This window comes from Amycolatopsis sp. NPDC000009 (genome assembly GCF_055563465.1).
Genome location: NZ_JBVHDI010000004.1, coordinates 228,697 through 249,182, shown reverse-complemented (window position 1 = coordinate 249,182; position 20,486 = coordinate 228,697). Strand labels below are relative to the sequence as shown.

Sequence of the window (20,486 nt, the reverse complement as noted above, 5' to 3'; positions counted from 1 at the left end):
TTACGCGCCGATCACCGGCGGAACCGGCTTGTCCCCGTCGTAGCCGCCGAAGAGGGAGTCGCCGTCCTCTTCCTGCAGCGTGATCTTGCGCTGGTGCTCTTCGTCCTCGCCGCCCTTGCCCTTGCCGGCACCGGCGCCCATCCCGCCGCCGCCCATGCCAGGCGCTCCGGGCCTTCCCGCCGCCGCGGGGCCTCCCGCCGGTGTACCGCGCATCGCACCTTCGCCGGGCATCGCGGCGCCGACGCCGCGGCCGGGCCCCATGCTCCCCGGCCCACCGGCCGACCCACCCGGCCCGAACCCGCCACCGGGCCCGAAACCGCCACTGAACCCGCCCGTTCCCGGGCCGAATCCACTGCCGCCACCAGGTCCAGGACCGCCGGGGGCCGGCCCGAAGTTGGGAGGTCGGAAGTCACCTGGACGCCCCTGCACCCTGTCCTCCGCCCAGGACAGCTTCGTCCGATCGTTCGGCTCCGACGACGGCAGCGGTCGCGGGACCTGCGGAACCCTCGGCGGCTGCGGAACCTGCGGCGGCCTCGGTGCCTGATACCCCTCGGCTCCCGGAGGCGCGCTGTACGAACTCGGCCCGCCGGTGTAGCCACCGGGACCACCGTGCCGCCCGGAATCGCCGGGCCCGCCACTGAACCCGCTGACCTTGGTCTGTCCAGGATCGATCGGATCCGGCGTGATCGGCCCCGACGAAACGTTCGGATCGTGCGCGGCCGGATAAGCCGGCGCGAGCGACTGCTGCCGCGGCTGGGTGCTCTGGTAATACGGCTCGTAGATCTCGACGTTGTGCTTCGTGTCCGCGTCGAACTTCGCCGCCGCGATCTCGTCGTCACTCGCGCCGATGGACAAGACGTCCTCGGGCCCGCTGTCCCCCGCGCGCTCCTTCTCGACCGGGCGAACATTGCCGCGCGTGTAATGGAAAGAGGCGTTCTGGTCGAACATCGACTGCCTGGCGCGATCCATGTTCTCGCCCGCGAGCTTGGAGGTCGCGATGAGCGGCGCGAGGCCCGCCGTTCCGGAGTCGGCGGCCTTGCCCTTCCAGAAGGAACTGAGCGCGGTTTGGCTGTCCCCCATGACCTTGCTGATGTCTTCGTGGATCACCAGTAGCTTGTGGGAGGCCACTTGCGCCGCGTCAAGCCGTGTCGTCGTTTTGGGATTGGCATTGAGCTTGGTGAAGATCTCCCAGCCGCTGTAAGTCATTGGGCAGCCTTCAAATGCTGGATGGTGAACTCGGCGATTTTCACACTTAAACCACACGGGTCATCCAGGTGAGGGCTTCCACGCCGCAGTTGTGTGACCAGGACGTATGTCATGTCGTCGCGAAGGCCTACCGCGAGCTGGCAAGCGCCTTTACCTTCGCCGCCATTCGCGTACTCGACTGCTGGATATCCAGCGATATCCGGCAGTGGCTTGAACGTCGTGACGCCGCTGCCTTGTGCCTTGAGGGCATAGAGATGGCTGAGTCCGTCGGGCTGGCTGACGTTCAATGCGCCGCTGACGTTCCCCGCGGAATTGGCGAAGATCCAGGCGCAGCCACGCCCACCCGCGATGTCTTCGGCCGCGGCGCTTTTCAGCGGTCCACCGACGCCTTCGACTTCGGACTTGGTAGCCGCGCTGCATGGCTCTGTGGCTAGCAGATCGGTTTTCAACGGAGTCTGCACGGCCGGGGCCCCTGCTCGCGGCAGACCAGCGGACGAGGGGGCCGGTGCCGAGGTGGGGCCTTCCGGCGTCTTGTCGCCATTGCAGCCCGTCGTAAGAAGCAAAGTCGTGCAGGTGATCGTCGCGGCGATGGTGAGCCGTCGCATTCAGAGGGCCTTTCCTGCTTGCCGGATCGCGTCGAGCGCGGCCTCGTCTTGTCTCTGGTAAGCGTCTCGTATGTCCTGCAGCGTTTGCATGTAGGCCGTTGTGTAATCGATGGCCCCCTTCAAGAATGCCTGATAGGAGGCACCTGACTGGTTCGCTAAGGCGACGTATCCATGACTGGCGACCTCGTCTCCCATCGCATCGATACCGGTCAAGTGAGAAGACTCTGCCAATGCCCGGCGGTACTGGTCGTCAAGGCTGTCTTCGAGGGACTTGATGACCTTGTTCATCGCCTCGGGGTCGAACTCCCAGCCGCCGTTCGCCGAAGCGGCCGCAAAGTCGGCTTTCGCCTGGCCGGTACCGAGTTCGCCGTAGTTGGGCGGAGGTTGCGGCGCTGGCGCTGCGGTAGCGCCTTGGATCAACCCCGAGCCCTGTGGCGGTGCCTGCGGCTCTGGGCCGTTGATCTGGTCGTAGACCCCCTGAGGGCCACGTCCCGGTCCTGTCATGTCGTGCCTCCCCGCACGGGCCGCGATGGGGCGCGACCTACCCGTAGTTCCCTACCGACTCCAACCGGTGACGATAGCAGTAGATAGACCCTTGATCAGCACCTTCGTGGAAGATCACCAACGAAAGATGTGGCCATCGCCGTAGGTTGTCCTGAACGTCGGTTTCGCGTGGTCAGGGCTTTTAACAGCCGCGGCTGCCACCTTGGTCGCCATTCCGCAAGGATCGGACAGCATCGGGTTTCCTGTGGCCAACAGTGGAGTCACTGTGTAGGTGAGGTCGTCTCGAATGCCGGCTGCGAGCACGCAGCGCCCTTTCCTTCACCGCCGTTGTCATAGATCACGCCGGGGTGACCCTCGATCGAGTCGACAGGTTTGAATGTCGAGAGGCAACCCAGTGCGTGCTGGGCGTACAGGCTGCTCAGGCCATCTTTGTTGCCAGGGAGGAGACCGGCGGTCACGCTGCTGGGGCCGGATTCGAAGATCCAACCGCAACTTTTGCCCATGGCTCCGTCGTCAGTCACGGTCCGCTCGACCTTGCCGCCGATCGCCTCGATCTCGGCGGCGGGGATGGCGCTGCACGGGTCCGCCTCGACGGTCGCCGTGGCGGTGATCGGTTTCGTCACCGCCGGAGCTCCATCGGACGGAAGCCGTGGCGCAGACGGCGAACTCGTCGTCGCCGTGCCAGTCGTCTGCGTGCCGCAACCGGCCAAGACCAAGAACGCTTCATACCGTGGGCCGCGAAGGGCGCGACCTACCCGTAGTCCATCTCCGACTGCGGTGAGTGACCGTAGCAGCGAACCACGGACCCGGCGGCCGATCCGGTCAAGATCACCGACGTGGACCCGAACGGCCTGGTCCGGAACCCGCGGCGGCCGTTCTGCCGTCGTACGCCCGTGGCAGGTTCCGGTCTACTGGCCTGGGCCACTTGCGAATCCCGTGCGTGATCGGCTTCGCTGGTGGCCGGGGAACGACGGGGGAGGGAAGCGAGACGATGCCGGGTTTTCGGCGCAACAACGGGCCGCGCGATCCGGGGGAGGGCGACCAGAACGGCGACACGTCGTTGCCGCCGCTCGACCCGTTCGATCCGGACCCCGACAAGCGGTACGAGGTCTCGGCGTCCGAGCTGATGAAGCCGGGCACGACGGGGCTGCTCCGCTGGCGTCGCCAGGCGACCAACGCGCCGATCGTGCAGGTCGAGGACGCGTACATCACCGGGACGCTCGATCTGCGCGCGGCCGACATCAAGTATCTGTTCCGGTTCGAGCGGTGCCGGTTCGAGCATCCGCCGGACGTCCGTGAGGCGCATCTGCTCGGGCTCGTGTTCCGCAAATGCTGGCTGCCCGGGCTCAAGGCGCGCAATCTCCGCACCCGCAACGACGTCCGCCTCATCCGCAGTGTCGTGCACGTCGACGCCGAGCACGAGATCGAGGAGACCACGGTCCAGCGCGGCGACGATCGCGAGCGCGGGATGCCGAACGCGGCGGTCAACCTCACCGACGCGGTCATCGAGGGCTCGGTCGTGCTGACCCGCACGGTGATCACGCATCCGCGTGGCAAGGCGATCCAGGCCGACCGGGTCAACATCGTCGGTGCGCTGCTGGCGTATCGGCTGGTGGCCAACGGGGAAGTCCGCATCCCGGGCATGCGCGCCGGCGGTAACGTCAACTTCTCCGGCGCGACACTGAACAACCGGGACGGTTTCGCGCTCAACGGCAACGGGATCCACATCGGCGGCAGCCTGCTGTGCGAGGTGGACAACTACGGGCCCGCCGCGCAGCGGAAACGCTTCTCCGCCAGTGGGATCATGTTCCTGCCGAGCGCCACTGTGGACAGTGACATCATTTTGCGCGAGGCCAAGCTTTCGGTGAACCAGGCCGGGCCGATCGTCGTCGACGCGTGGAAGTCGAACGATCCGTACATCGACCCGCGGCCGGCGCTGGTCGCGGATCGCTCGACGGTCAAGGGGAACCTCGAGCTGAGCGACGGTATGCAGGCGACCGGGACGCTGCGCATGGTCAACGCCCGGATCGGCGGTTCGCTGCGGCTGGCCGGTGCCGAGGTCCAGGTCGTCCGCGGGCAAAGCATTCCTTACTACGACCGCGCGATCCACCTCGACGGGACGACCATCGGCGGCGATCTGGAGGCGACGAGCCTGCGCGTGCCGTCCGGGCAGTTGCGCATGGCCGACATCACCGTCGGCGGCAACGTGCTGGCGTGGAACTCGATGTTCCTCCACCCGCGCCGCGACGTCTTTTCCGCGCGGCGCGCGAAGGTCGCGGGCAACTTTCAGCTCACCGACGCGACCGTCCAGGGCACTTTGCGGTTGCAGGGCGCCGAGATCGGCGGCAGCGTGAACCTCTTCGGCACGAGCCTGACCGAGCCCGGCGCCCGCACGCGCACCAGCTATTCACTGGACGTCCGCACCGCGCGGATCGGCCGAGACCTGATCCTCACCGAGAACAAGGAACGCCCGTTCGTCGCGCAGGGCGGGGTCAACCTCGACGGCGCACAGGTCGCGCGGCGCGTCGACTTCCGCGGCGCGCGGCTCGGTTCCCTGCCGCAGCACGGGATCGCGCTCGACGGCAGTGACGTCTCGGCCGACGAATTCCTGCTCACGCCCGGCGTTCCGCCGGACGGCCGGATCGTGCTGCGGCGCGCGCATTGCGGGACGCTGGGCGACAACGAGGCGTTCTGGGCGTCGTCGAGCGGGATCGAGCTGGAGGATTTCCGTTACGACGCACTGCAAGAGGACATCGCGCTCGACGACGACCGGGCGATCGACCATCGGATCGCGTTGCTGCGCAAGGCGATGGACGGCTACCGCCCGGGACCGTACGACCAGCTGGCGGCGACGCTACGCGCGTCCGGTAATGAAGAGCACGCCTCCACGGTGCTGCTGAAGAAACAGCAGTTCCGATACGAGGCGCTCGCGAAGGGCTTCAAGTTCTTCGGTCCCGGCGTGCACGTGTGGAGCTGGTTGCAGCGGTCGATGGTCGGTTACGGCTTCCGTCCGGTGCGCGCGCTCGGCTGGCTGCTGACGCTGCTCGTGCTGGGGAGCCTGTGGTTCGGGCTCGGGGTCGACGACTGCGTCACCAATCCCAAGCTGACGGTGAGCGGGCCGCGGTGCCTGGTCAACCAGGACGACACCGGCCTGCAGTGGAATCCGGTGCTGTACACGATCGACCTCCTGGTCCCGATCGTCGACTTCGGCAACAAGTCGCGCTGGTACATGCACGGTATGGACAACTGGGTCGCGGCCGGGTTCACCGCCTCCGGCTGGGTGCTGGCGACGACGGTCGCGGCCGGTATCAGCCGGATGCTCCGCCGCGACAACTGAGGGTATTTCACATACCATCAGTACGGAGGTATGTCATGACGCAGCGCAGCGCCACCGGCAAGATCGCGATCGCCGCCCCGCCCGAGAAGGTGTACGCCCTGGTCAGCGACCCGGGCGCCCTCGCGGACATGGCCGAGGAGTACGAAGGGCACCGATGGGTCGGTGCGGCGAAGGAGCCCGCCGTCGGCGCGCGGTTCCGTGGCCGAAACCGCCGCGGGATCCGTCGCTGGAGCACACTCTCGACGATCACGGACGCCGACGAAGGCAAGCGGTTCGCGTTCGAGGTGACCACGTTCGCCGGTCTTCCCGTTTCGCGCTGGCAGTACGACATCGAGGCGACGGATGACGGTTGCGTGGCCGTCGAAAGCACGTGGGACCGGCGGCCTGCCTGGCTGCGCGGGCCGACGTCGCTGTTCACCGGGGTCTGGAAGCGGGGCGACGCCAACCGGGCGAACATCGCCGCGACGCTGGCCCGGCTGAAGGCCGCCGCCGAGTCCGCTCACTCCACGAACCGCGACCAGAACTCGACCTGACGAGGCCCGCCGGGCGGCGGCGGGCCCAACGGCTGGTCGCAGAAGTCGTGCCGCAGGTATCCCCGCAGGTCGTAGCCGTAGTAGACGATGTCGGTCTGATACACCGACAGCACCGGATATCCCGCGCTCCCGGCGATTCCGGGCAGATAGCGATGCCCGCAGACGGGCACCAGCTGCGGGGCGAGCGCCAGATGCGAGCGGGCTCGCGCGAGCGCGTCGGCGAGGTCGATCGGGCGCATGCCCCAGTCCGGCAGCCAGAAGCCGTTGTGTTCGACGTCGTAAAGTACCCCGTCGACCGGCCAGTCCAGGCGTTTTCGCAGCTGGTCGGGGTTGCCGCAGCGCCAGTCCGGCCAGCGGTCGCCGATCGGCACCCCCGCGCTCAGGAACGTGCGGTGATCGGCGGCGAACCGGAAACCGAAGCGGGCTTCGACGTCGTCGAGCTCGGCCTCGCTCAACCCGGGACGCACGGGTTCGGCCAAGCTCGCCTGGAGGTCGTGTGCCTCCTCGATGGTGAAGGCGTGCTCAACAGTGGACATGTGTTCGAGCCTAAATCGCCCACCGCGAAGCCGCCTTCTCTTTTAACACCACTCCCTCATCACCCACATGAGGCTCCTCCCCTGGGGTGAGCTCGCCCTCTCAACGCCTGGACCTCGGAACAGCACGGCCGGGCGTGTAGTTCACTCATGGCGTGACTTCCCCACGAACGCAGTCCCGCGTGCGGGCGCCCGAGCTCGACGGAGACGTGTGGCTCAACACCGGTGGCGAGCGGATCACGCTCGCCGGGCTGCGCGGCCGCGTCGTCCTGCTGGACTTCTGGACCAGCGGCTGCGTCAACTGCCTGCACGTGCTGGACGAGCTGCGCCCGCTGGAGGCCGAGTTCGCCGATGTCCTGGTGACGATCGGCGTGCATTCGCCCAAATTCCTGCACGAGGGCGAGGTGGCCGCGATCGAGGCCGCCGTGCGGCGCTACGAGGTGCACCACCCGGTCCTCAACGACCCGAAGATGGCCACCTGGTCGCAGTACGCGGTCAAGGCGTGGCCGACGCTGGTCGTCGTCGACCCCGAGGGTTACGTCGTCCACGTCGCCGCCGGTGAGGGGCACGCCGAGGCGCTGCGCCGGGTGATCGCAGACCTCGTCGACACCCATGAGGCCAAGGGCACGCTGCGCCGCGGCGGCAGCCCGTACGTCCCGGCCGAGGAGCAGCGCACCGAGCTGCGCTTCCCGAGCAAGGCCGTGACCACCGCCGAGGGCCGCATCCTGGTCGCCGACACCGGCAACCACTCCATCGTCGAGTTCGCGTCCGACGGCGAGACGATCATCCGCCGCTTCGGCAGCGGAGAACGCGGAGCGCAGGACGGGCCGTTCGACCTGGCGAGTTTCACCGAGCCGTCCGGGATCACCCTGTTGCCGTACGAGGTCGCCGAGCGCGCGGGTTACCACGCCGTCGTCGCCGACACGGCCGGTCACCGGCTGCGCGGTATCGACCTGATCACCGGTGAGGTCTCCACGGTCGCCGGCACCGGCCGCCAGTGGCGCGACGGCGTCGACACCGGCAAGGCGCTCGACATCGACCTCACCAGCCCCTGGGACGTCGCCTGGTGGGGGCCCGCGGGCGGCGTCGTGGTCGCCATGGCCGGCAACCACACGCTGAGCGTGTTCGAGCCGGTCTCGGGCACCATCCGCCGCTTCGCCGGCACCACCGTCGAGGGCTTGCGTGACGGCGACGTCCACGAAGCGTTCTTCGCGCAGACATCCGGCCTCACGCCCGACGGGCAGAAACTGTGGCTCGCGGACGCGGAGACGTCGGCGCTGCGCTGGATCCAGCCCGAGGGCGAGACGTTCACCGTGCACACCGCCGTCGGCGTCGACCTGTTCTCCTTCGGACACGTCGACGGTCCCGCCGGCAAGGCGCTCCTGCAGCATCCGCTCGGTCTCGCCGTGTTGCCCGGCGACACCATCGCGATCGCCGACACCTACAACGGCGCGATCCGCCGGTACGACCCGCTCACCCGGCAGGTGACCACGCTCGCGACCGGCCTCGCGGAGCCGTCCGGCCTGCTCGTGCACGACGGCGAACTGCTGGTCGTCGAGTCCGCGGGCGGCCGCATCGGGCCGGTGCCGCTCGGCGAGCAGGCGGTGGCGGGGGACGCGCACGCGGTCCGCCGTCCGCCGACCGTGCTGGCGCCGGGTGAGCTGGAGTTCTCCGTCGTCTTCACCCCGCCACCGGGTGAGAAGCTCGATGACCGGTTCGGCCCGTCGACACGGCTGGAGATCAGCGCGTCGCCGCCGGAACTGCTCGCCGACGGCGCGGGGGTGGGCACGGATCTGTTCCGCAAGCTCCGCTTCGCCGAGGGCGTCTCCGGCGGTGTCCTGCAGGTCGTCGCGCAGGCCGCGAGCTGCGACGACGGAGGCGAGCATCCCGCTTGCCGCATCACCCGCCAGGACTGGGGCGTGCCGGTGCGGTTCGAAAAGGGCGGAGAAAGCGTGCTGAGCCTGGTCATGGCGGGGGATCCGGGTAAGTAGAGTCGTACTCGTGTCAGACGGGCCGAAACTCGAGATTCAGATGCTGCAGGACAGGGTGCTCGTGAAGCTGTCCCCCGAGGACGGAGAGCGCCGGAGTTCCGGCGGCATCGTCATCCCCGCCACCGCGCAGGTCGCGCGGCGCCTCGCGTGGGGTGATGTACTGGGCGTGGGCAACAGTGTGCGGAACGTCAAGACCGGCGACCGTGTGTTGTTCAACCCGGACGACCAGCACGAGGTCGAGATCCAGGGCGAGGGGCACCTGGTGATGCGGGAACGCGACATCCACGCCGTGGCGACCGAACGGACCGAACACGGCACGGGGTTGTACTTGTAGCTCGGCCACGGGAGGGGTGGTGGGAGTTGGCACGCGACGACCAAGACGACCTGTTCACCGACGACCTTCTCCCGGACTCCGACCAGGGCCTGGTGGACGAGCTCTTCGAGGGCGACAGGGTGGTGCATCCGCCACCCACGCCCGCGTCGAAGCTGCGCCGTGGGCTCGGCAAGGCGCTCATGGCCACCGGGGTGCTCATGGGCCTCTTCGTGGTCGCGTACGCGGTCGATCTGATCGTCAGCGCCGGGGACGTCCCACGCGGTGTCACGGTCGCGGGGATCGACGTCGGCGGCCTCACGCACAAGGAGGCCGAGTCGAAGCTCCGCCGTGAGCTGGAGCCCAGGCTGATCGAGCCGGTGCGGGTGCGGGCGGGTGACGTCCGGACGGTGCTGTACCCGACGTCGTCCGGACTGGGCTTGGACTGGCCGCAGACGCTGGGGCGCGCCGGGCATCAGCCGCTGAGCCCGTACACGCGGCTGATGTCGTTCTTCAGCAGCCGTGAGGTCGGCGTCGTCACCTGGACCGACGCGCCGAAGCTCGAAAAGGCCGTTTCGGACCTCGCCGCCGCGAAGCTGAACCGGCCGCCGGTCGAAGGGAACATCACGTTCCAGCCCGTCGCGGGCACCGACGGCGGTGTCGTCCCGGCCGCGGTCGAACCGCGGAACGGGCAGACGGTGGCCGACCTCAAGGAGGCGGTCACCGCGGTCACGGACCACTGGCTGAGCGACGAGGGTGTCGAGTTCAAGGTGAACGTCGCGCCCGTGAAGGCGACTTCGCCCGGCGTGCACGCCGCGCTCGTCAAGATCGTCGTGCCCGCGGTCGCGAAGCCGCTCGTCATCCGCGGCGAAGGCAAGGACGCGACACTGAAACCGGACACGATCGCGGGGTCCTTCCAGTTCGCCGCACGCGACGACGGCAACCTCGAAGTCCGCATCGACCAGGGCAAACTGCGCGCCGCCGCGCAGCCTCAGCTCAAGGAGACCGAGACCGACGGGGCGGACGCGCAGATCGTCTTCGTCGGCGGCAGGCCGGCGGTGCAGCCGTCGAAGGACGCGCGGAAGGTCAACTGGGACCTCACGTTCTCGTCGCTGACCTCGGTGCTCGCGAAGAGCGAAGAGCGGGAGCTGAGGGCGGTCTACGACGCCAGCAGCCCGGCCGTCAGCACCGACGCGGCGAACGTCCTCGGCATCAACGAGATCATCGGCGAATTCACCACGTCGGGTCTGAGCGGGCCGGCGATGACGAACGTGCAGGCGTTGGCGGGCAGGATCTCCGGCGCCATCGTGAAGCCGAACGAGACGTTCAGCCTCGGCGCGCGCTCCGGCGCGAGGACCGCGGACGCGGGCTACGTCCCCGCCCCCGTGAACGAAGACGGCACCGGCCCGGTCGTGGTCGGCGGCGGTGTCTCCCAGCTCGCGACGACGCTCTACAACGCCGCGTACCTGGCGGGGCTGGCCGACGGCGGGCACCTGGAGCACGACCACTACCTCGACCGCTATCCGGTCGCACGTGACGTCAAGGCGATCGACGACGACGGCTCGCCGGTCGAGCTGCAGATCATCAACGATGCCCCGACCGGGATCGCGATCCAGGTGCTTCCCGCCAACGGTTCGGTGACCGTGCGGATCTGGGGTACCAAACGGTTCTCGGTGCAGAGCGTCGCCGGCGAGCGGCACTCCTACGTCCCCCAGCCGGTGCGGATGGGGTCGGGCCCGGGTTGCGTACCCGATCCCGGTGCGGCCGGGTTCGGCACGTCGGACACCCGCGTGCTGATCGACGTCGTCACCGGGACCGAGGTCCGCCGGGAGACCCGCAACGCGACCTACGCGCCGCGGGCCGCGGTCATCTGCGCCTGAGTGCTCACCGCAGCACCATGCAGCCGCGCGCCTCGAAGTCCGCGAGCCACGGCGGCTCCCGGAGCTCCTTGTTCCAGCGCAGATCCAGTTTGTCCAATTTGGACAGCCGGGCGATGGACGACGGCAGCGAGGTCAGCTTGTTCTCGCGCAGATCCAGCTGACGCAGCTCGCTCAGCTCACCGAGGGAGGACGGCAAGGAGGTCAGCAGGTTCTTCCGCAGATGCAGTTCGCGTAACGCGGAAAGCGTTCCGATCGACTCCGGCAGTTCGGTCAACCCGTTGCCGTACAGGCGAAGTTCACGCAACGAGGCCAGCCCGGAGAGATCTCCCGGAAGCGTGGGGATGCGATTGTCCGTGCAGCCCAGGTATTTCAGCCGCCCGAGCGAACAGAGCGCGGTGGGGAATTCGGTGAGCCGGTTGTCGCTCAGGTAGAGGTATTCCGTCAGCCCGGACAGCTCGCCGAGTTCGTCCGGGAGGGTCGAAAGCTCGTTGTGCCCCAGATCCAGGGTGTGCAGATTTCGCAGGGCGCCGATCGCGGGAGAGATGGCGGTCAGCCGGTTGGCGGCCAGATTCAGCACCCGGAGCCCGGAAAGCGACCAGAGCCGGCCGGGAACGGACGTCAGCCGGTTGTCGTACAGGTCCAGGAATTCGAGCGAGGCGGGGAGGGGGAGGCCGCGCAGGGAGGTCAGCCCCTGGCCACCGAGTTCGAGTCGAGTGGTCACAGGGGCCGACCGTAGGCGATACCAGCCCTGGTCAGGTCACGGTGCGGTGCCCGCCGCCCTTGACCTTCGCGTAGATCGCGGCCGCCCCGATCACACCGATGATGGCCGCGCCGACCTGGAAGGCGTGGCGGATCCAGTCGATGCCCGGGGTGTCACGGACACCGAACACACCGGCGAGCCAGTTGCCGATGAACGCGGCGATGATGCCGACGATGATCGTCAGCCACATCGGGATCTTCTGATCGCCGGGCGCGATCATCCGGCCGATGACGCCGAGGATCAACCCGACCACGATCGTGGTGATGATGCCCCAAAGGCCACCCAACATGGTTCCTCCTTCGCTGGAGATCGATGAGCCCACGGTGACACCGATTCGGGCTCGTCGCGCCTCAAGCCCCCTTACCGGGTGACACCGCGGCGTCCGTAGAGGTTCGCGGCCAGGGTCACCCCGATACCGGCGACGACGATCTGGGTGATGAGTTCGAGCCAGTCGAAGCCCTTCGTGTCCGCGTAGCCGAGTCCACGGGCGATCGCCGTGCCGATGAAGGCGGCGACGATACCGACCACGATGGTCAGCCAGATCGGGATGGACTGCTTGCCGGGCGCGAAGAACCTGCCGAGCACCCCGAGGATCAAACCGACCACGATCGCCGTGATGATGCCGGTGATTGTCATTGACACTCCTTTGCCGAGGTCTCCGCCAACGGGCGGACTCAGCACGGAAATGCCCCCGGGAATCCTCCTCGAAACCACGAAGAGCCCCCTCCGGACCGGAGAGGGCTCTTCGTCACGAAACCGTTTAGAACGCGGCTTCGGGGATCTCCATGAGGCTGTTGTCGGCGGCCTCGACGATCGCGCGGCGCGACGTCAGCTCCGGCAGCACGCTCTTGGCGAAGAACGACGCCACGGCGAGCTTGCCCTCGTAGAACGGGACGTCCTTCGCCGACGCGCCCGCGTCGAGCTTGCCGATGGCGACCTCGGCGTGCTTGATGAGCTGCCAGCCGATGAGCAGGTCGCCGACCGACATCAGCAGGCGGACCGTGTGCTGGCCGACCTTGTTGATGTTCTGCGGGTCTTCCTGCGAAGAGGTCAGGTAGCCGATCAGCGAGCCGAGCATGCCCTGGGTGTCCTCGAGCGCCTGCTTGAGCAGACCGCGCTCGTTCTTGAGCCGCCCGTTGCCGATCTCCGACTCGATGGTCTTCGTGATCTCCCCGGCAAGGTAGGCCAGCGAAGCGCCCTTGTCGCGGACGATCTTGCGGAAGAAGAAGTCCAGCGACTGGATGGCCGTGGTGCCTTCGTACAGCGAGTCGATCTTCGCGTCACGGATGTACTGCTCGATCGGGTAGTCCTGCAGGAAGCCCGACCCGCCGAGGGTCTGCAGCGACTGCACGAGCTGCTCGGTCGCGCGCTCGGAGCCGACGCCCTTGACGATCGGCAGCAGCAGGTCGTTGACGCCGTGCGCGATCTTCTGCGAAGCCTCGTCACCCTCGCCGGTCCACACCTGGTCCTGGAAGGTCGCCGTGTAGAGGTACACCGCGCGCAGGCCCTCGGCGTACGCCTTCTGCAGCATCAGGGAGCGGCGGACGTCCGGGTGGTGGGTGATGGTGACGCGCGGCGCCGCCTTGTTCAGCATGTTCGGCAGGTCGGCGCCCTGGACGCGCTCCTTGGCGTACTCGAGCGCGTTGAGGTAGCCGGTCGACAGCGTCGCGATGGCCTTCGTGCCGACCATCATGCGGGCGTACTCGATGACCTGGAACATCTGGGCGATGCCGTCGTGCACCTCGCCGAGCAGCCAGCCCTTGGCGGGGGTGCCGTGCTGGCCGAAGGTCAGCTCGCAGGTGGTGGAGGCCTTGATGCCCATCTTGTGCTCGACGTTGGTGACGAAGGCGCCGTTGCGCTCGCCCAGCTCACCGGTCTCGCCGTCGAAGTGAAACTTCGGCACGAGGAAGAGCGAAAGGCCCTTGGTGCCGGGCTTGGTCTCGATGCCGGGGCCCTCGGGACGCGCCAGCACCAGGTGCATGATGTTCTCGACCATGTCGTTCTCGGCCGAGGTGATGAACCGCTTCACGCCGTCGATGTGCCAGGAGCCGTCCTCCTGCTTGACGGCCTTGGCGCGGCCGGCGCCGACGTCGGAACCGGCGTCGGGCTCGGTGAGCACCATGGTGGCGCCCCAGCCGCGGTCGATCATGATCTGCGCCCAGCGCTTCTGCTCGTCGGTGCCGTTCTTGTCGACGATGCCGGCGAAGTTCGGGCCCGCCATGTACATGAACAGCGGCGCGTTGGCACCGAGGATCAGCTCGGCCGCGGCCCACTGCACGGTCGGGGGCAGGCCGAAGCCGCCCAGCTCGTTCGGCAGGCCCAGCCGCCACCATTCGCCGTCCATCAGCGCCTGGTAGCTCTTCTTGAACGACTCGGGGATCTTCACCGAGAAGGTCTTCGGGTCGTACACCGGCGGGTTGCGGTCCGCGTCGGCGTACGAGTCGGCGAGGGGACCGGAAGCGAGCTTGTTCAGCTCGGTCAGCACGCCGCGGGCGGTCTCCTCGTCGGATTCCGCGAGGACGCCCTTGCCGAGGCGGTCCTGCACGCCGAGTACCTCGAAGAGGTTGAACTCCAGGTCTCGGACGTTGCTCTTGTAGTGGCCCATTTCGTCACTCCAATGTGTTCGGCTCCCCGGCCGGGCACACGTCCCCTACTCGCCGGTAACTTCAGGATATTACCTGTGGGTAACCGGCGGCAAGTGAATGGCCACTGTTGTGATGTGTAAATCAGCAATACGGGGGGTCTCAGCGGGATGACGGCGCGATCGAAGTGGTCGCGGGCGGCTCGGCCGCGGTGTGCGCGTCGTCGGGGTTCGTGACCAGGATGCCGGAGCGGAACGCGATGGTCACCGCGTGTGTCCGGTCGCGGGCGGAAAGCTTGCGCAAGATGCTCTTGACGTGCGTCCGCACCGTTTCCACGGACAGGAACAGGATCTTGGCGATCCCGGAGTTCTCCAGCCCCTCCGCCACCAGCTGCAGGACCTGGTATTCGCGGCGGGAGAGCGGCATCAGGCCGCGCGCGGTCGCCGGTTTGGGGGCGTCGCCCGGCTTCGGGACCATGGGCTGGCGTTTCGGCCGCGCGGTCAGCGCCGCCAGCGTCGGGTCGATGTACCGGCGGTCGCTGTGCGCGCGCCGGATCGCCTCGGCCAGGTGCCGCCCGTCGGTCGCCCGCGGCACGATCGCGTGCACACCCGCCGCGATCGCCGCGGCGAGGTACTGCTGCGTGCGGTTGGTGTCGCGGATCATCGTGATGATGACCAGCGCCGGGTCGCCGCCGCTGAGCAGGCGGGACAGGTGGCAGTTCGGGTCGAGCGCCGAATCCAGCACGATGACGTCCGGTTTGAGCTGTTCGCACAGCTGGAGTGCCGCGTGGTGGCTCGACGCGTGCCCGAGCCACTGCAGGCCCGGTGTGCGGTGGACCAGCGAGCTCAGGCCCTCGCAGAAGATCGGGATCGGATCGACGGCGGCCACACCGAGTCCGCGGCCGCCTGGTGACAGTCCACCAGGCCTGCCGGCCTGCGTTCGGTTCGGCTCGATGCTTCGCATCACGGACCCCTCCGTTTTCCTGCCCGCCATCTCCGGACGAGAGGGCTCGTGAGCCCATTCGGTGACCACCGCCCCCCGGCGTGGTCACCCTCGTCAACCGGTCCCCCCTGCGGGACCGGACAGAGATGACACCTCGTAACTATTACGAGTCAGTAGGCCGGAGCACGTGACGCGATATCCCCCTCATAGATGTATCGCCTCGTCGCGGCAAACTCTGCGTATCAGCTGGTTGTGGATCTCTGGCTCGAATGAGCGCGCCGAGGGTAAAACCTGACGGGTTCACTACTCAGAGTGGACTTCGGCACACCGTGCTCGATTAAAGAGCCGGCCGAATTCGTCTCCGAGCGCCGCGGGCGTCCAATGCGCGTTCAGCCCGCTGGGATTGGGCAGGACCCAGACCCGTGCCCCGCCGATCTCGCCGTCCTGCGGGCCGACCTTCGCCTTCGGCAGGCCGAACGCTGTCCGGAAGGCCGTGATCCCGACCACGGCGAGCCAGCGTGGCCGGTATTCGGCGACCCTCGCCGTGAGGAGGCGCCCGCCTTCGCGGAATTCGTCCGGGGTCAGCTCGTCGGCCCGCGCCGTCGTCCGCGCGACGACGTTCGTGATGCCCAGGCCCAGGCCGAGCAGCTCGTGCTGCTCGCTGGGATCGAGCAGGCGCGGGGTGAAACCGCCGCGGTGCAGCGCGGGCCAGAACCGGTTCCCCGGCCTGGCGAAGTGCAGGCCGAGCGCGCCCGAGTAGAGACCAGGGTTGATCCCGCAGAACAGCACGTCCAGATCGGGCGCGATGACGTCGTCGATGGTCTTGCCGTAGGCGGCGGCCAGCTCGTCCTTGGTCGGTTTGGTCCTCACCCCGCCAGTTTCCGGCACGCTGGCGGGTATGGATCAGGGGGCGTTCACGGCCGACGGCTGCGCGGTCGAGGTGTACCGGCTGCTGCCGCCCGGCGACGAGCCGGGGATCGTGCACGCGGCGATCCCGGAAGGCGCCTCGATCCTGGAGCTCGGCAGCGGCACCGGGCGGATCACGCACGCGCTGCTGGACCTGGGGCATCAGGTGGTCGCGGTGGACGACTCGCCGGAGATGCTCGCCCACGTCCGCGCGGACAAGGTGTGTTCGAAGATCGAGGAACTGCGGCTCGAACGGGTCTTCGACGCGGTACTGCTGGGCAGCCACCTGGTCAACACCGCCTCCGCGGTCGATCGCGAGGCCTTCCTGTCCACCGCTCGCGCCCATGTCGCACCCGGCGGCCGGGTGCTCGTCGAATGGCATCCGCCGCGGTGGTTCGAGTCGGTGCGCGATGGCCAGGGCGGCACGCTCGGCCGGGTCGGCGTCCGGCTCGACCAGGTCGTCCGCGACGGCGACCTGCTGTCGGCCGTCGTGCGGTACTCGGCGGCGGGCCGGTCCTGGAGCCAGCCCTTCACCTGCCGCCGGCTGGACGCGGAGGCGCTGAACACCGCACTGACCAGGGCGGGCCTGGTTTTCGAGCGCTGGCATAGCGACGACCGAACCTGGTTCTCGGCGACCCCCGCGTGACCTGGGACACCCACTTTCGTCTCAAGGGGTGGTCAACTCACCACGATGTGCGTACTGTTTGTGATCTCGCACACAAGGTCGTATCGAGGAGGCGTTTTGCAGCTTTCGCTCATCCTCGGCCTGGTCGCGTTGATCTTCGTGGTGGCCACCGTGCTGGTGATCGCGGAAGACCGGCGGGCCGCGCGGCGCGCGGCCCAGCGACGGCAGGCGAGGCTAGCGGACCTGGGCGAGGTCGACCCGCTCGCCACGCAGCGGCTGCATCTCGACCGTTGAGGGAACGGGCTTCCGCACGAGGCTGAGCAGCAGCGCCCCGGCGATCCAGCCGAGCATCGCGCCACCGGTGTTGTTGAGCAGGTCGTCGACGTCGAAGATCCGGTAGACGTAGGGCGCGGTGCCGAAGTTCGCGGTCAGCTGCGTGATCTCGATCAGCAGCGACGCGGCGAGCCCGATCAGCGTCGTGCCGATGAGGCCGCGTTTCCAGAGGGTCCTGGCGAAGAAGCCGAGCGGGACGAACAGCAGCACGTTCATGGTGGCCTGCTGGAAGGTCTGGGTGGTGAACCAGTCGGCCATCGGCAGCCCGTGCTTGAGCAGTTCGGTGTGGATGTCGGTGACCCACTGGAACGGGTTCAGCTGCACGGTCTGGCTCAGCCGTCGGGCGCCGGGGCCGGGCAGCGGCAGGAAGGTCACCGCCAGGGTCATGGTGACGTAGAGCAGCACGGCGGCCGTGGTCAGAACGGGACGAAGCCGCACCCGGCCGTGCCGCGCGTGCAGGACGATCAGCTGCGGGATCAGCACCGTCGCCCAGAGCGCGAAGAAGCCGATCAAGCCGTACTGCAGGGCGGTGACCTGTGCGTTCGTCATGACCACGACGTTATGGATCAGCCGGGTGCGGCCACTTCGGTCGAAGGGCCGCCGCCGCCGGGGCCGGATCGGCCGAGTGGCCGACCCCGGTCTTGGCCGATCGGCGATATTCGATCCCTGATCCGCCGTCGGACGTGGGATTCTGCCTGGATGGTGCTCGTTCGACGGCTCATCCCCGCGGACCTCGACGTCTTCCGTGAGATCCGCCTGCGTGCCCTGACGGACACGCCCGAGAACTACGGCTCGATCGCCGCGGCCGAACGCGCGCAGTCCGACGAGGAGTGGCTCGCGAAGCTGGCCGGGGACGTCTGGTTCGCCGCCTTCGACGACGGGCGCGCGGTGGGTCTCGTCGCCGGGCGGGCGCGCGACGACGGCTGGATCCTCTATTCGATGTGGGTCGCGCCCGAAGCCCGTCGCCGGGGATTGGGCACCAGGCTGATGGGTGAAGTGCGGTCGGCCGCCGAGGAAGACGGTGCGCGCGAGGTGTGGCTGCACGTCGCGGAGGACAACGACCACGCGCGGCGGTTGTATCTGCGGCTCGGTTTCATCGCGACGGGGGAACTGGAGCCGATGCCGAACGACGTCACCCGGCGGCGCGAACGTCTCTATCTGCCGGTCGCCATGTGACGTTTGCCTATCGTCCTGCTTTCTCCCCTGGTGAAGGTCAAATCCGCAAGGCAGACTCCACCGCCGTGCGAATCGGAGGAAGCATGAAACTCTCTACCCGGCTGGCCGTGGTCGCCGGTGCCGCGCTGACCGCGCTGGCCGCCGTCGCCGCGCCCGCGTCCGCCACGTCGGCGACCACCGACGTCCGGCTGATCACCTTCAACGATCTGCACGGCAACCTCGAACCGCCGTCCGGTTCGAGCGGCCGTGTCACGCTCCCCGACGGCAAGACCGTCAACGCGGGCGGTGCCGCCTACCTCGCGACGCACCTGAAGAAGCTTCGCGGCGAAGTACGCAACTCGGTCGTCCTTTCGGCCGGCGACAGTATCGGCGCGTCGCCGGTGATCTCGGCGCTGTTCCACGACGAGCCGACCGTCGAACTGCTGAACCAGCTCGGTGTCGAGGCTTCCGTGGTGGGCAACCACGAATTCGACGAGGGTCTGCAGGAACTCCGCCGGATGCAGCACGGCGGCTGCCACCCGGCCGACGGCTGCCAGTTCCGCGAGTCCTTCAAGGGCGCGAACTTCCCCTTCCTCGGGTCCAATGTGTACTACGAGAACGGCTTCCCCGCGCTGCTGCCGTTCAGCATCGAGTTCTCCGGCGGCGTCCCGATCGGTGTCATCGGCGCGACGCTGAAGGATCTGCCGCAGGTCGTCACCCCGGAGGCGATCAAGGGCCTGAAGTTCGGCGAAGAGGTCCAGGCCATCGACCGCACCGCCAAGATGCTCGACATGTTCGGCGTCAAGGCGCAGGTCGTGCTGCTGCACCAGGGCGACAACTCCGAGACCGCCGGTCCGGACGAATGCAAGGTCAAACCGGGCGCCGCGACCGCGATCGCGCGGAAGGTGACGTCCAAAGTGGACGCCATCTTCACCGGGCACAGCCACCAGCAGTACAACTGCGTGATCAACGACCCCGAGGGCAAGCCTCGCCCGGTGATCCAGGGCGCGTCGTTCGGCCGCCTGCTGTCGGTCGTCGACCTGAAGATCGACCGCCGCACCCTCGATGTCGTCCGTGGCGAGACCAAGGCGCACAACCAGATCGTCACCCAAGACGTCAAGCCGGACCGTGGTGTCCAGGACCTGATCGACGAGGCCAAGGTCAAGGCCGCGCCGATCGCGAACAAGGCCGTCGGCACCATCACCGCGGATCTGGTCGCCAAGGGCGCCCCCTCCGGCGAATCGCCGCTCGGCGACGTCATCGCGGACGCCCAGCTCGAAGCCACGAAGTCGAACGGCGCGCAGATCGCCATGACGAACCCGGGCGGCATCCGCACGGACTTCACCTTCCTGTCCTCGCCCGCCGGCGAGGGCGACGGCGTCGTGACCTACGGCGAGGCGTTCGCCGTGCAGCCGTTCGCGAACATCATGCAGACGATCACGCTCACCGGGGCCGACCTGAAGAACGTGCTCGAACAGCAGTGGCAGGCCAACGGGGTCGTGCGGATCCTGCAGATCTCGAAGTCGCTCAAGTACTCGTACTCGGCGTCGGCGGCCCAGGGGGCACGTGTCTCGAACCTGACGCTCGACGGCACGCCGATCGACCCGGCGGCGTCGTACCGCGTCTCGGTGAACAACTTCCTCGCCGCCGGCGGGGACGGCTTCACCGAGTTCACGAAGGGGACCGATCTGTCGGGTGGTCCGGTGGACCTGGACGCGCTGATCGCGTACTTCGGGGCGCACCCGGGTATCGCGCCGCCTGCCGCGGACCGGATCACCGTCGTGCCGTAGCTGCTCTCGCGGGTGTCGTGAAAGGGTCGTTCCTGACGTTTTTCGTCCTGAACGACCCTTTCCTGACATCCACGGGGTGGATTTGTCAGTGACCCAGGGCACAATGGCCGCCATGACGACCTGGGAAGAAGTCGTGGAACTGGCGGGCAGGCTGCCCGAGGTCGAGGAGTCCACTTCGTACCGCACGCCGTCGCTCAAGGTCGCGGGCAAGAGCTTCGCCCGGCTGCGCACCGAGGCCGAGGGCGGGCTGATGCTGCTGTGCGAGCACGCGGAGAAGGAGGCACTGCTGGCCTCCGGCGACCCCGCGTACTTCACCACGCCGCATTACGACGGCTACGGCGCGATCCTCGTCGACCTGGAGAAGGCCGAGAAGACGCAGCTGCGCGAACTCATCGAGGATGCCTGGCGGATGAAAGCACCCGCCAGGCTCACGAAAGGACTGAACGACTAGGGCGTGTTTCATCTGCCTGTTCGATGGGCTTCGTGATCCAGGT

The 20,486-nt window shown here is 68.0% G+C and carries 22 protein-coding genes; 10 read left to right on the top strand and 12 right to left on the bottom strand.

Annotated elements, in window-relative coordinates; all coding sequences use genetic code 11:
• The 4 genes from ACZ3HL_RS14710 to ACZ3HL_RS14695 form a co-directional block, all read right to left on the bottom strand.
• Positions 1 to 1,206 (bottom strand): hypothetical protein, encoded by a 1,206-nt coding sequence (locus ACZ3HL_RS14710; RefSeq protein WP_465531348.1) that lies wholly within the window; start codon positions 1,204 to 1,206, stop codon positions 1 to 3.
• Positions 1,203 to 1,811: a DUF3558 domain-containing protein gene (locus tag ACZ3HL_RS14705; RefSeq protein ID WP_465531346.1), complete on the bottom strand. Its 609-nt coding sequence runs from the start codon at positions 1,809 to 1,811 to the stop codon at positions 1,203 to 1,205. Before ACZ3HL_RS14705 ends, ACZ3HL_RS14710 begins: the two co-directional genes overlap by 4 nt.
• Complete coding sequence (locus tag ACZ3HL_RS14700; RefSeq protein WP_465531344.1) at positions 1,812 to 2,315, bottom strand: PE domain-containing protein; 504 nt, start codon at positions 2,313 to 2,315, stop codon at positions 1,812 to 1,814.
• 260 nt (positions 2,316 to 2,575) lie between these two features.
• Positions 2,576 to 3,025 (bottom strand): DUF3558 family protein, encoded by a 450-nt coding sequence (locus ACZ3HL_RS14695; protein ID WP_465531629.1) that lies wholly within the window; start codon positions 3,023 to 3,025, stop codon positions 2,576 to 2,578.
• Between the two features lie 281 nt (positions 3,026 to 3,306).
• On the opposite strand from ACZ3HL_RS14695, the gene ACZ3HL_RS14690 reads away from it, so the two are divergent.
• Entirely contained in the window at positions 3,307 to 5,652 is a 2,346-nt protein-coding gene (locus tag ACZ3HL_RS14690) for an oxidoreductase (protein WP_465531342.1), read from the top strand.
• Between the two features lie 35 nt (positions 5,653 to 5,687).
• On the top strand, positions 5,688 to 6,185 hold the full coding sequence (locus ACZ3HL_RS14685; RefSeq protein WP_465531340.1) for an SRPBCC family protein: 498 nt from the start codon (positions 5,688 to 5,690) through the stop codon (positions 6,183 to 6,185).
• Here ACZ3HL_RS14685 and ACZ3HL_RS14680 read toward each other — a convergent pair.
• Positions 6,152 to 6,721, bottom strand: a complete 570-nt coding sequence (locus ACZ3HL_RS14680) for a hypothetical protein (protein ID WP_465421405.1) — start codon at positions 6,719 to 6,721, stop codon at positions 6,152 to 6,154. The genes ACZ3HL_RS14685 and ACZ3HL_RS14680 overlap by 34 nt on opposite strands.
• Before the next feature lie 179 nt (positions 6,722 to 6,900).
• Between ACZ3HL_RS14680 and ACZ3HL_RS14675 the strand changes: the two genes are divergently transcribed.
• Genes ACZ3HL_RS14675 through ACZ3HL_RS14665 form a run of 3 tightly spaced genes read left to right on the top strand, consistent with a single transcriptional unit; the run spans position 6,901 to position 10,899 of the window.
• The gene (locus ACZ3HL_RS14675; RefSeq protein WP_465531627.1) at positions 6,901 to 8,709 is read left to right on the top strand and encodes an NHL domain-containing thioredoxin family protein; all 1,809 of its coding nucleotides are present in this window, start codon (positions 6,901 to 6,903) and stop codon (positions 8,707 to 8,709) included.
• Between the two features lie 40 nt (positions 8,710 to 8,749).
• On the top strand, positions 8,750 to 9,043 hold the full coding sequence (locus ACZ3HL_RS14670; protein ID WP_007032412.1) for a GroES family chaperonin: 294 nt from the start codon (positions 8,750 to 8,752) through the stop codon (positions 9,041 to 9,043).
• A gap of 26 nt (positions 9,044 to 9,069) precedes the next feature.
• Positions 9,070 to 10,899 carry a VanW family protein gene (locus ACZ3HL_RS14665; RefSeq protein ID WP_465531338.1) on the top strand — a complete coding sequence of 610 codons (1,830 nt, stop codon included), beginning with the start codon at positions 9,070 to 9,072 and terminating at the stop codon, positions 10,897 to 10,899.
• A gap of 4 nt (positions 10,900 to 10,903) precedes the next feature.
• Here ACZ3HL_RS14665 and ACZ3HL_RS14660 read toward each other — a convergent pair whose 3' ends face one another.
• From ACZ3HL_RS14660 to mug, 6 genes are all read right to left on the bottom strand, one after another.
• On the bottom strand, positions 10,904 to 11,620 hold the full coding sequence (locus ACZ3HL_RS14660) for a leucine-rich repeat domain-containing protein (protein WP_465531336.1): 717 nt from the start codon (positions 11,618 to 11,620) through the stop codon (positions 10,904 to 10,906).
• Between the two features lie 31 nt (positions 11,621 to 11,651).
• A complete protein-coding gene (locus ACZ3HL_RS14655; protein ID WP_465421411.1) occupies positions 11,652 to 11,948 on the bottom strand; it encodes a GlsB/YeaQ/YmgE family stress response membrane protein in 297 nt (98 codons plus the stop codon).
• A gap of 71 nt (positions 11,949 to 12,019) precedes the next feature.
• Complete coding sequence (locus ACZ3HL_RS14650; RefSeq protein WP_465421413.1) at positions 12,020 to 12,295, bottom strand: GlsB/YeaQ/YmgE family stress response membrane protein; 276 nt, start codon at positions 12,293 to 12,295, stop codon at positions 12,020 to 12,022.
• A 124-nt stretch (positions 12,296 to 12,419) separates the two neighbouring features.
• Positions 12,420 to 14,264, bottom strand: a complete 1,845-nt coding sequence (locus ACZ3HL_RS14645; RefSeq protein WP_465531334.1) for an acyl-CoA dehydrogenase — start codon at positions 14,262 to 14,264, stop codon at positions 12,420 to 12,422.
• 139 nt (positions 14,265 to 14,403) lie between these two features.
• Positions 14,404 to 15,204, bottom strand: coding sequence for a response regulator transcription factor (locus ACZ3HL_RS14640; RefSeq protein ID WP_465531332.1), 801 nt, complete (start codon positions 15,202 to 15,204; stop codon positions 14,404 to 14,406).
• Between the two features lie 282 nt (positions 15,205 to 15,486).
• Positions 15,487 to 16,053: a G/U mismatch-specific DNA glycosylase gene (gene mug / locus ACZ3HL_RS14635; RefSeq protein ID WP_465421418.1), complete on the bottom strand. Its 567-nt coding sequence runs from the start codon at positions 16,051 to 16,053 to the stop codon at positions 15,487 to 15,489.
• A 28-nt stretch (positions 16,054 to 16,081) separates the two neighbouring features.
• Here mug and ACZ3HL_RS14630 point away from each other — a divergent pair, with 28 nt between their 5' ends.
• Both ACZ3HL_RS14630 and ACZ3HL_RS14625 read left to right on the top strand, forming a co-directional pair.
• Positions 16,082 to 16,735, top strand: a complete 654-nt coding sequence (locus ACZ3HL_RS14630; protein WP_465531330.1) for a class I SAM-dependent methyltransferase — start codon at positions 16,082 to 16,084, stop codon at positions 16,733 to 16,735.
• Positions 16,736 to 16,831: 96 nt separating this feature from the next.
• Positions 16,832 to 17,008: a hypothetical protein gene (locus ACZ3HL_RS14625; RefSeq protein ID WP_192747174.1), complete on the top strand. Its 177-nt coding sequence runs from the start codon at positions 16,832 to 16,834 to the stop codon at positions 17,006 to 17,008.
• On the opposite strand, the gene ACZ3HL_RS14620 is transcribed toward ACZ3HL_RS14625, so the two are convergent.
• Positions 16,949 to 17,596, bottom strand: coding sequence for a VanZ family protein (locus ACZ3HL_RS14620; protein WP_465421423.1), 648 nt, complete (start codon positions 17,594 to 17,596; stop codon positions 16,949 to 16,951). The two genes, ACZ3HL_RS14625 and ACZ3HL_RS14620, sit on opposite strands and share 60 nt — an antisense overlap.
• Before the next feature lie 150 nt (positions 17,597 to 17,746).
• On the opposite strand from ACZ3HL_RS14620, the gene ACZ3HL_RS14615 reads away from it, so the two are divergent.
• The 3 genes from ACZ3HL_RS14615 to ACZ3HL_RS14605 all read left to right on the top strand — a co-directional run bounded on the left by ACZ3HL_RS14615 (position 17,747) and on the right by ACZ3HL_RS14605 (position 20,443).
• Positions 17,747 to 18,223: a GNAT family N-acetyltransferase gene (locus ACZ3HL_RS14615; RefSeq protein ID WP_465421425.1), complete on the top strand. Its 477-nt coding sequence runs from the start codon at positions 17,747 to 17,749 to the stop codon at positions 18,221 to 18,223.
• A gap of 83 nt (positions 18,224 to 18,306) precedes the next feature.
• Complete coding sequence (locus tag ACZ3HL_RS14610) at positions 18,307 to 19,992, top strand: bifunctional metallophosphatase/5'-nucleotidase (protein WP_465531328.1); 1,686 nt, start codon at positions 18,307 to 18,309, stop codon at positions 19,990 to 19,992.
• 112 nt (positions 19,993 to 20,104) lie between these two features.
• Positions 20,105 to 20,443 carry an MmcQ/YjbR family DNA-binding protein gene (locus tag ACZ3HL_RS14605; protein WP_465421430.1) on the top strand — a complete coding sequence of 113 codons (339 nt, stop codon included), beginning with the start codon at positions 20,105 to 20,107 and terminating at the stop codon, positions 20,441 to 20,443.
• The last annotated feature ends 43 nt before the right edge of the window (positions 20,444 to 20,486 follow it).

Coding starts and splice junctions, on each gene's coding strand:
- ACZ3HL_RS14710 (WP_465531348.1), bottom strand. CDS start 1,206: ATGACTTACAGCGGCTGGGAGATCTTCACCAAGCTCAATGCCAATCCC.
- ACZ3HL_RS14705 (WP_465531346.1), bottom strand. CDS start 1,811: ATGCGACGGCTCACCATCGCCGCGACGATCACCTGCACGACTTTGCTT.
- ACZ3HL_RS14700 (WP_465531344.1), bottom strand. CDS start 2,315: ATGACAGGACCGGGACGTGGCCCTCAGGGGGTCTACGACCAGATCAAC.
- ACZ3HL_RS14690 (WP_465531342.1), top strand. CDS start 3,307: ATGCCGGGTTTTCGGCGCAACAACGGGCCGCGCGATCCGGGGGAGGGC.
- ACZ3HL_RS14685 (WP_465531340.1), top strand. CDS start 5,688: ATGACGCAGCGCAGCGCCACCGGCAAGATCGCGATCGCCGCCCCGCCC.
- ACZ3HL_RS14680 (WP_465421405.1), bottom strand. CDS start 6,721: ATGTCCACTGTTGAGCACGCCTTCACCATCGAGGAGGCACACGACCTC.
- ACZ3HL_RS14670 (WP_007032412.1), top strand. CDS start 8,750: ATGCTGCAGGACAGGGTGCTCGTGAAGCTGTCCCCCGAGGACGGAGAG.
- ACZ3HL_RS14655 (WP_465421411.1), bottom strand. CDS start 11,948: ATGTTGGGTGGCCTTTGGGGCATCATCACCACGATCGTGGTCGGGTTG.
- ACZ3HL_RS14650 (WP_465421413.1), bottom strand. CDS start 12,295: ATGACAATCACCGGCATCATCACGGCGATCGTGGTCGGTTTGATCCTC.
- ACZ3HL_RS14645 (WP_465531334.1), bottom strand. CDS start 14,264: ATGGGCCACTACAAGAGCAACGTCCGAGACCTGGAGTTCAACCTCTTC.
- ACZ3HL_RS14640 (WP_465531332.1), bottom strand. CDS start 15,204: ATGCGAAGCATCGAGCCGAACCGAACGCAGGCCGGCAGGCCTGGTGGA.
- ACZ3HL_RS14630 (WP_465531330.1), top strand. CDS start 16,082: ATGGATCAGGGGGCGTTCACGGCCGACGGCTGCGCGGTCGAGGTGTAC.
- ACZ3HL_RS14620 (WP_465421423.1), bottom strand. CDS start 17,596: ATGACGAACGCACAGGTCACCGCCCTGCAGTACGGCTTGATCGGCTTC.
- ACZ3HL_RS14615 (WP_465421425.1), top strand. CDS start 17,747: ATGGTGCTCGTTCGACGGCTCATCCCCGCGGACCTCGACGTCTTCCGT.
- ACZ3HL_RS14610 (WP_465531328.1), top strand. CDS start 18,307: ATGAAACTCTCTACCCGGCTGGCCGTGGTCGCCGGTGCCGCGCTGACC.
- ACZ3HL_RS14605 (WP_465421430.1), top strand. CDS start 20,105: ATGACGACCTGGGAAGAAGTCGTGGAACTGGCGGGCAGGCTGCCCGAG.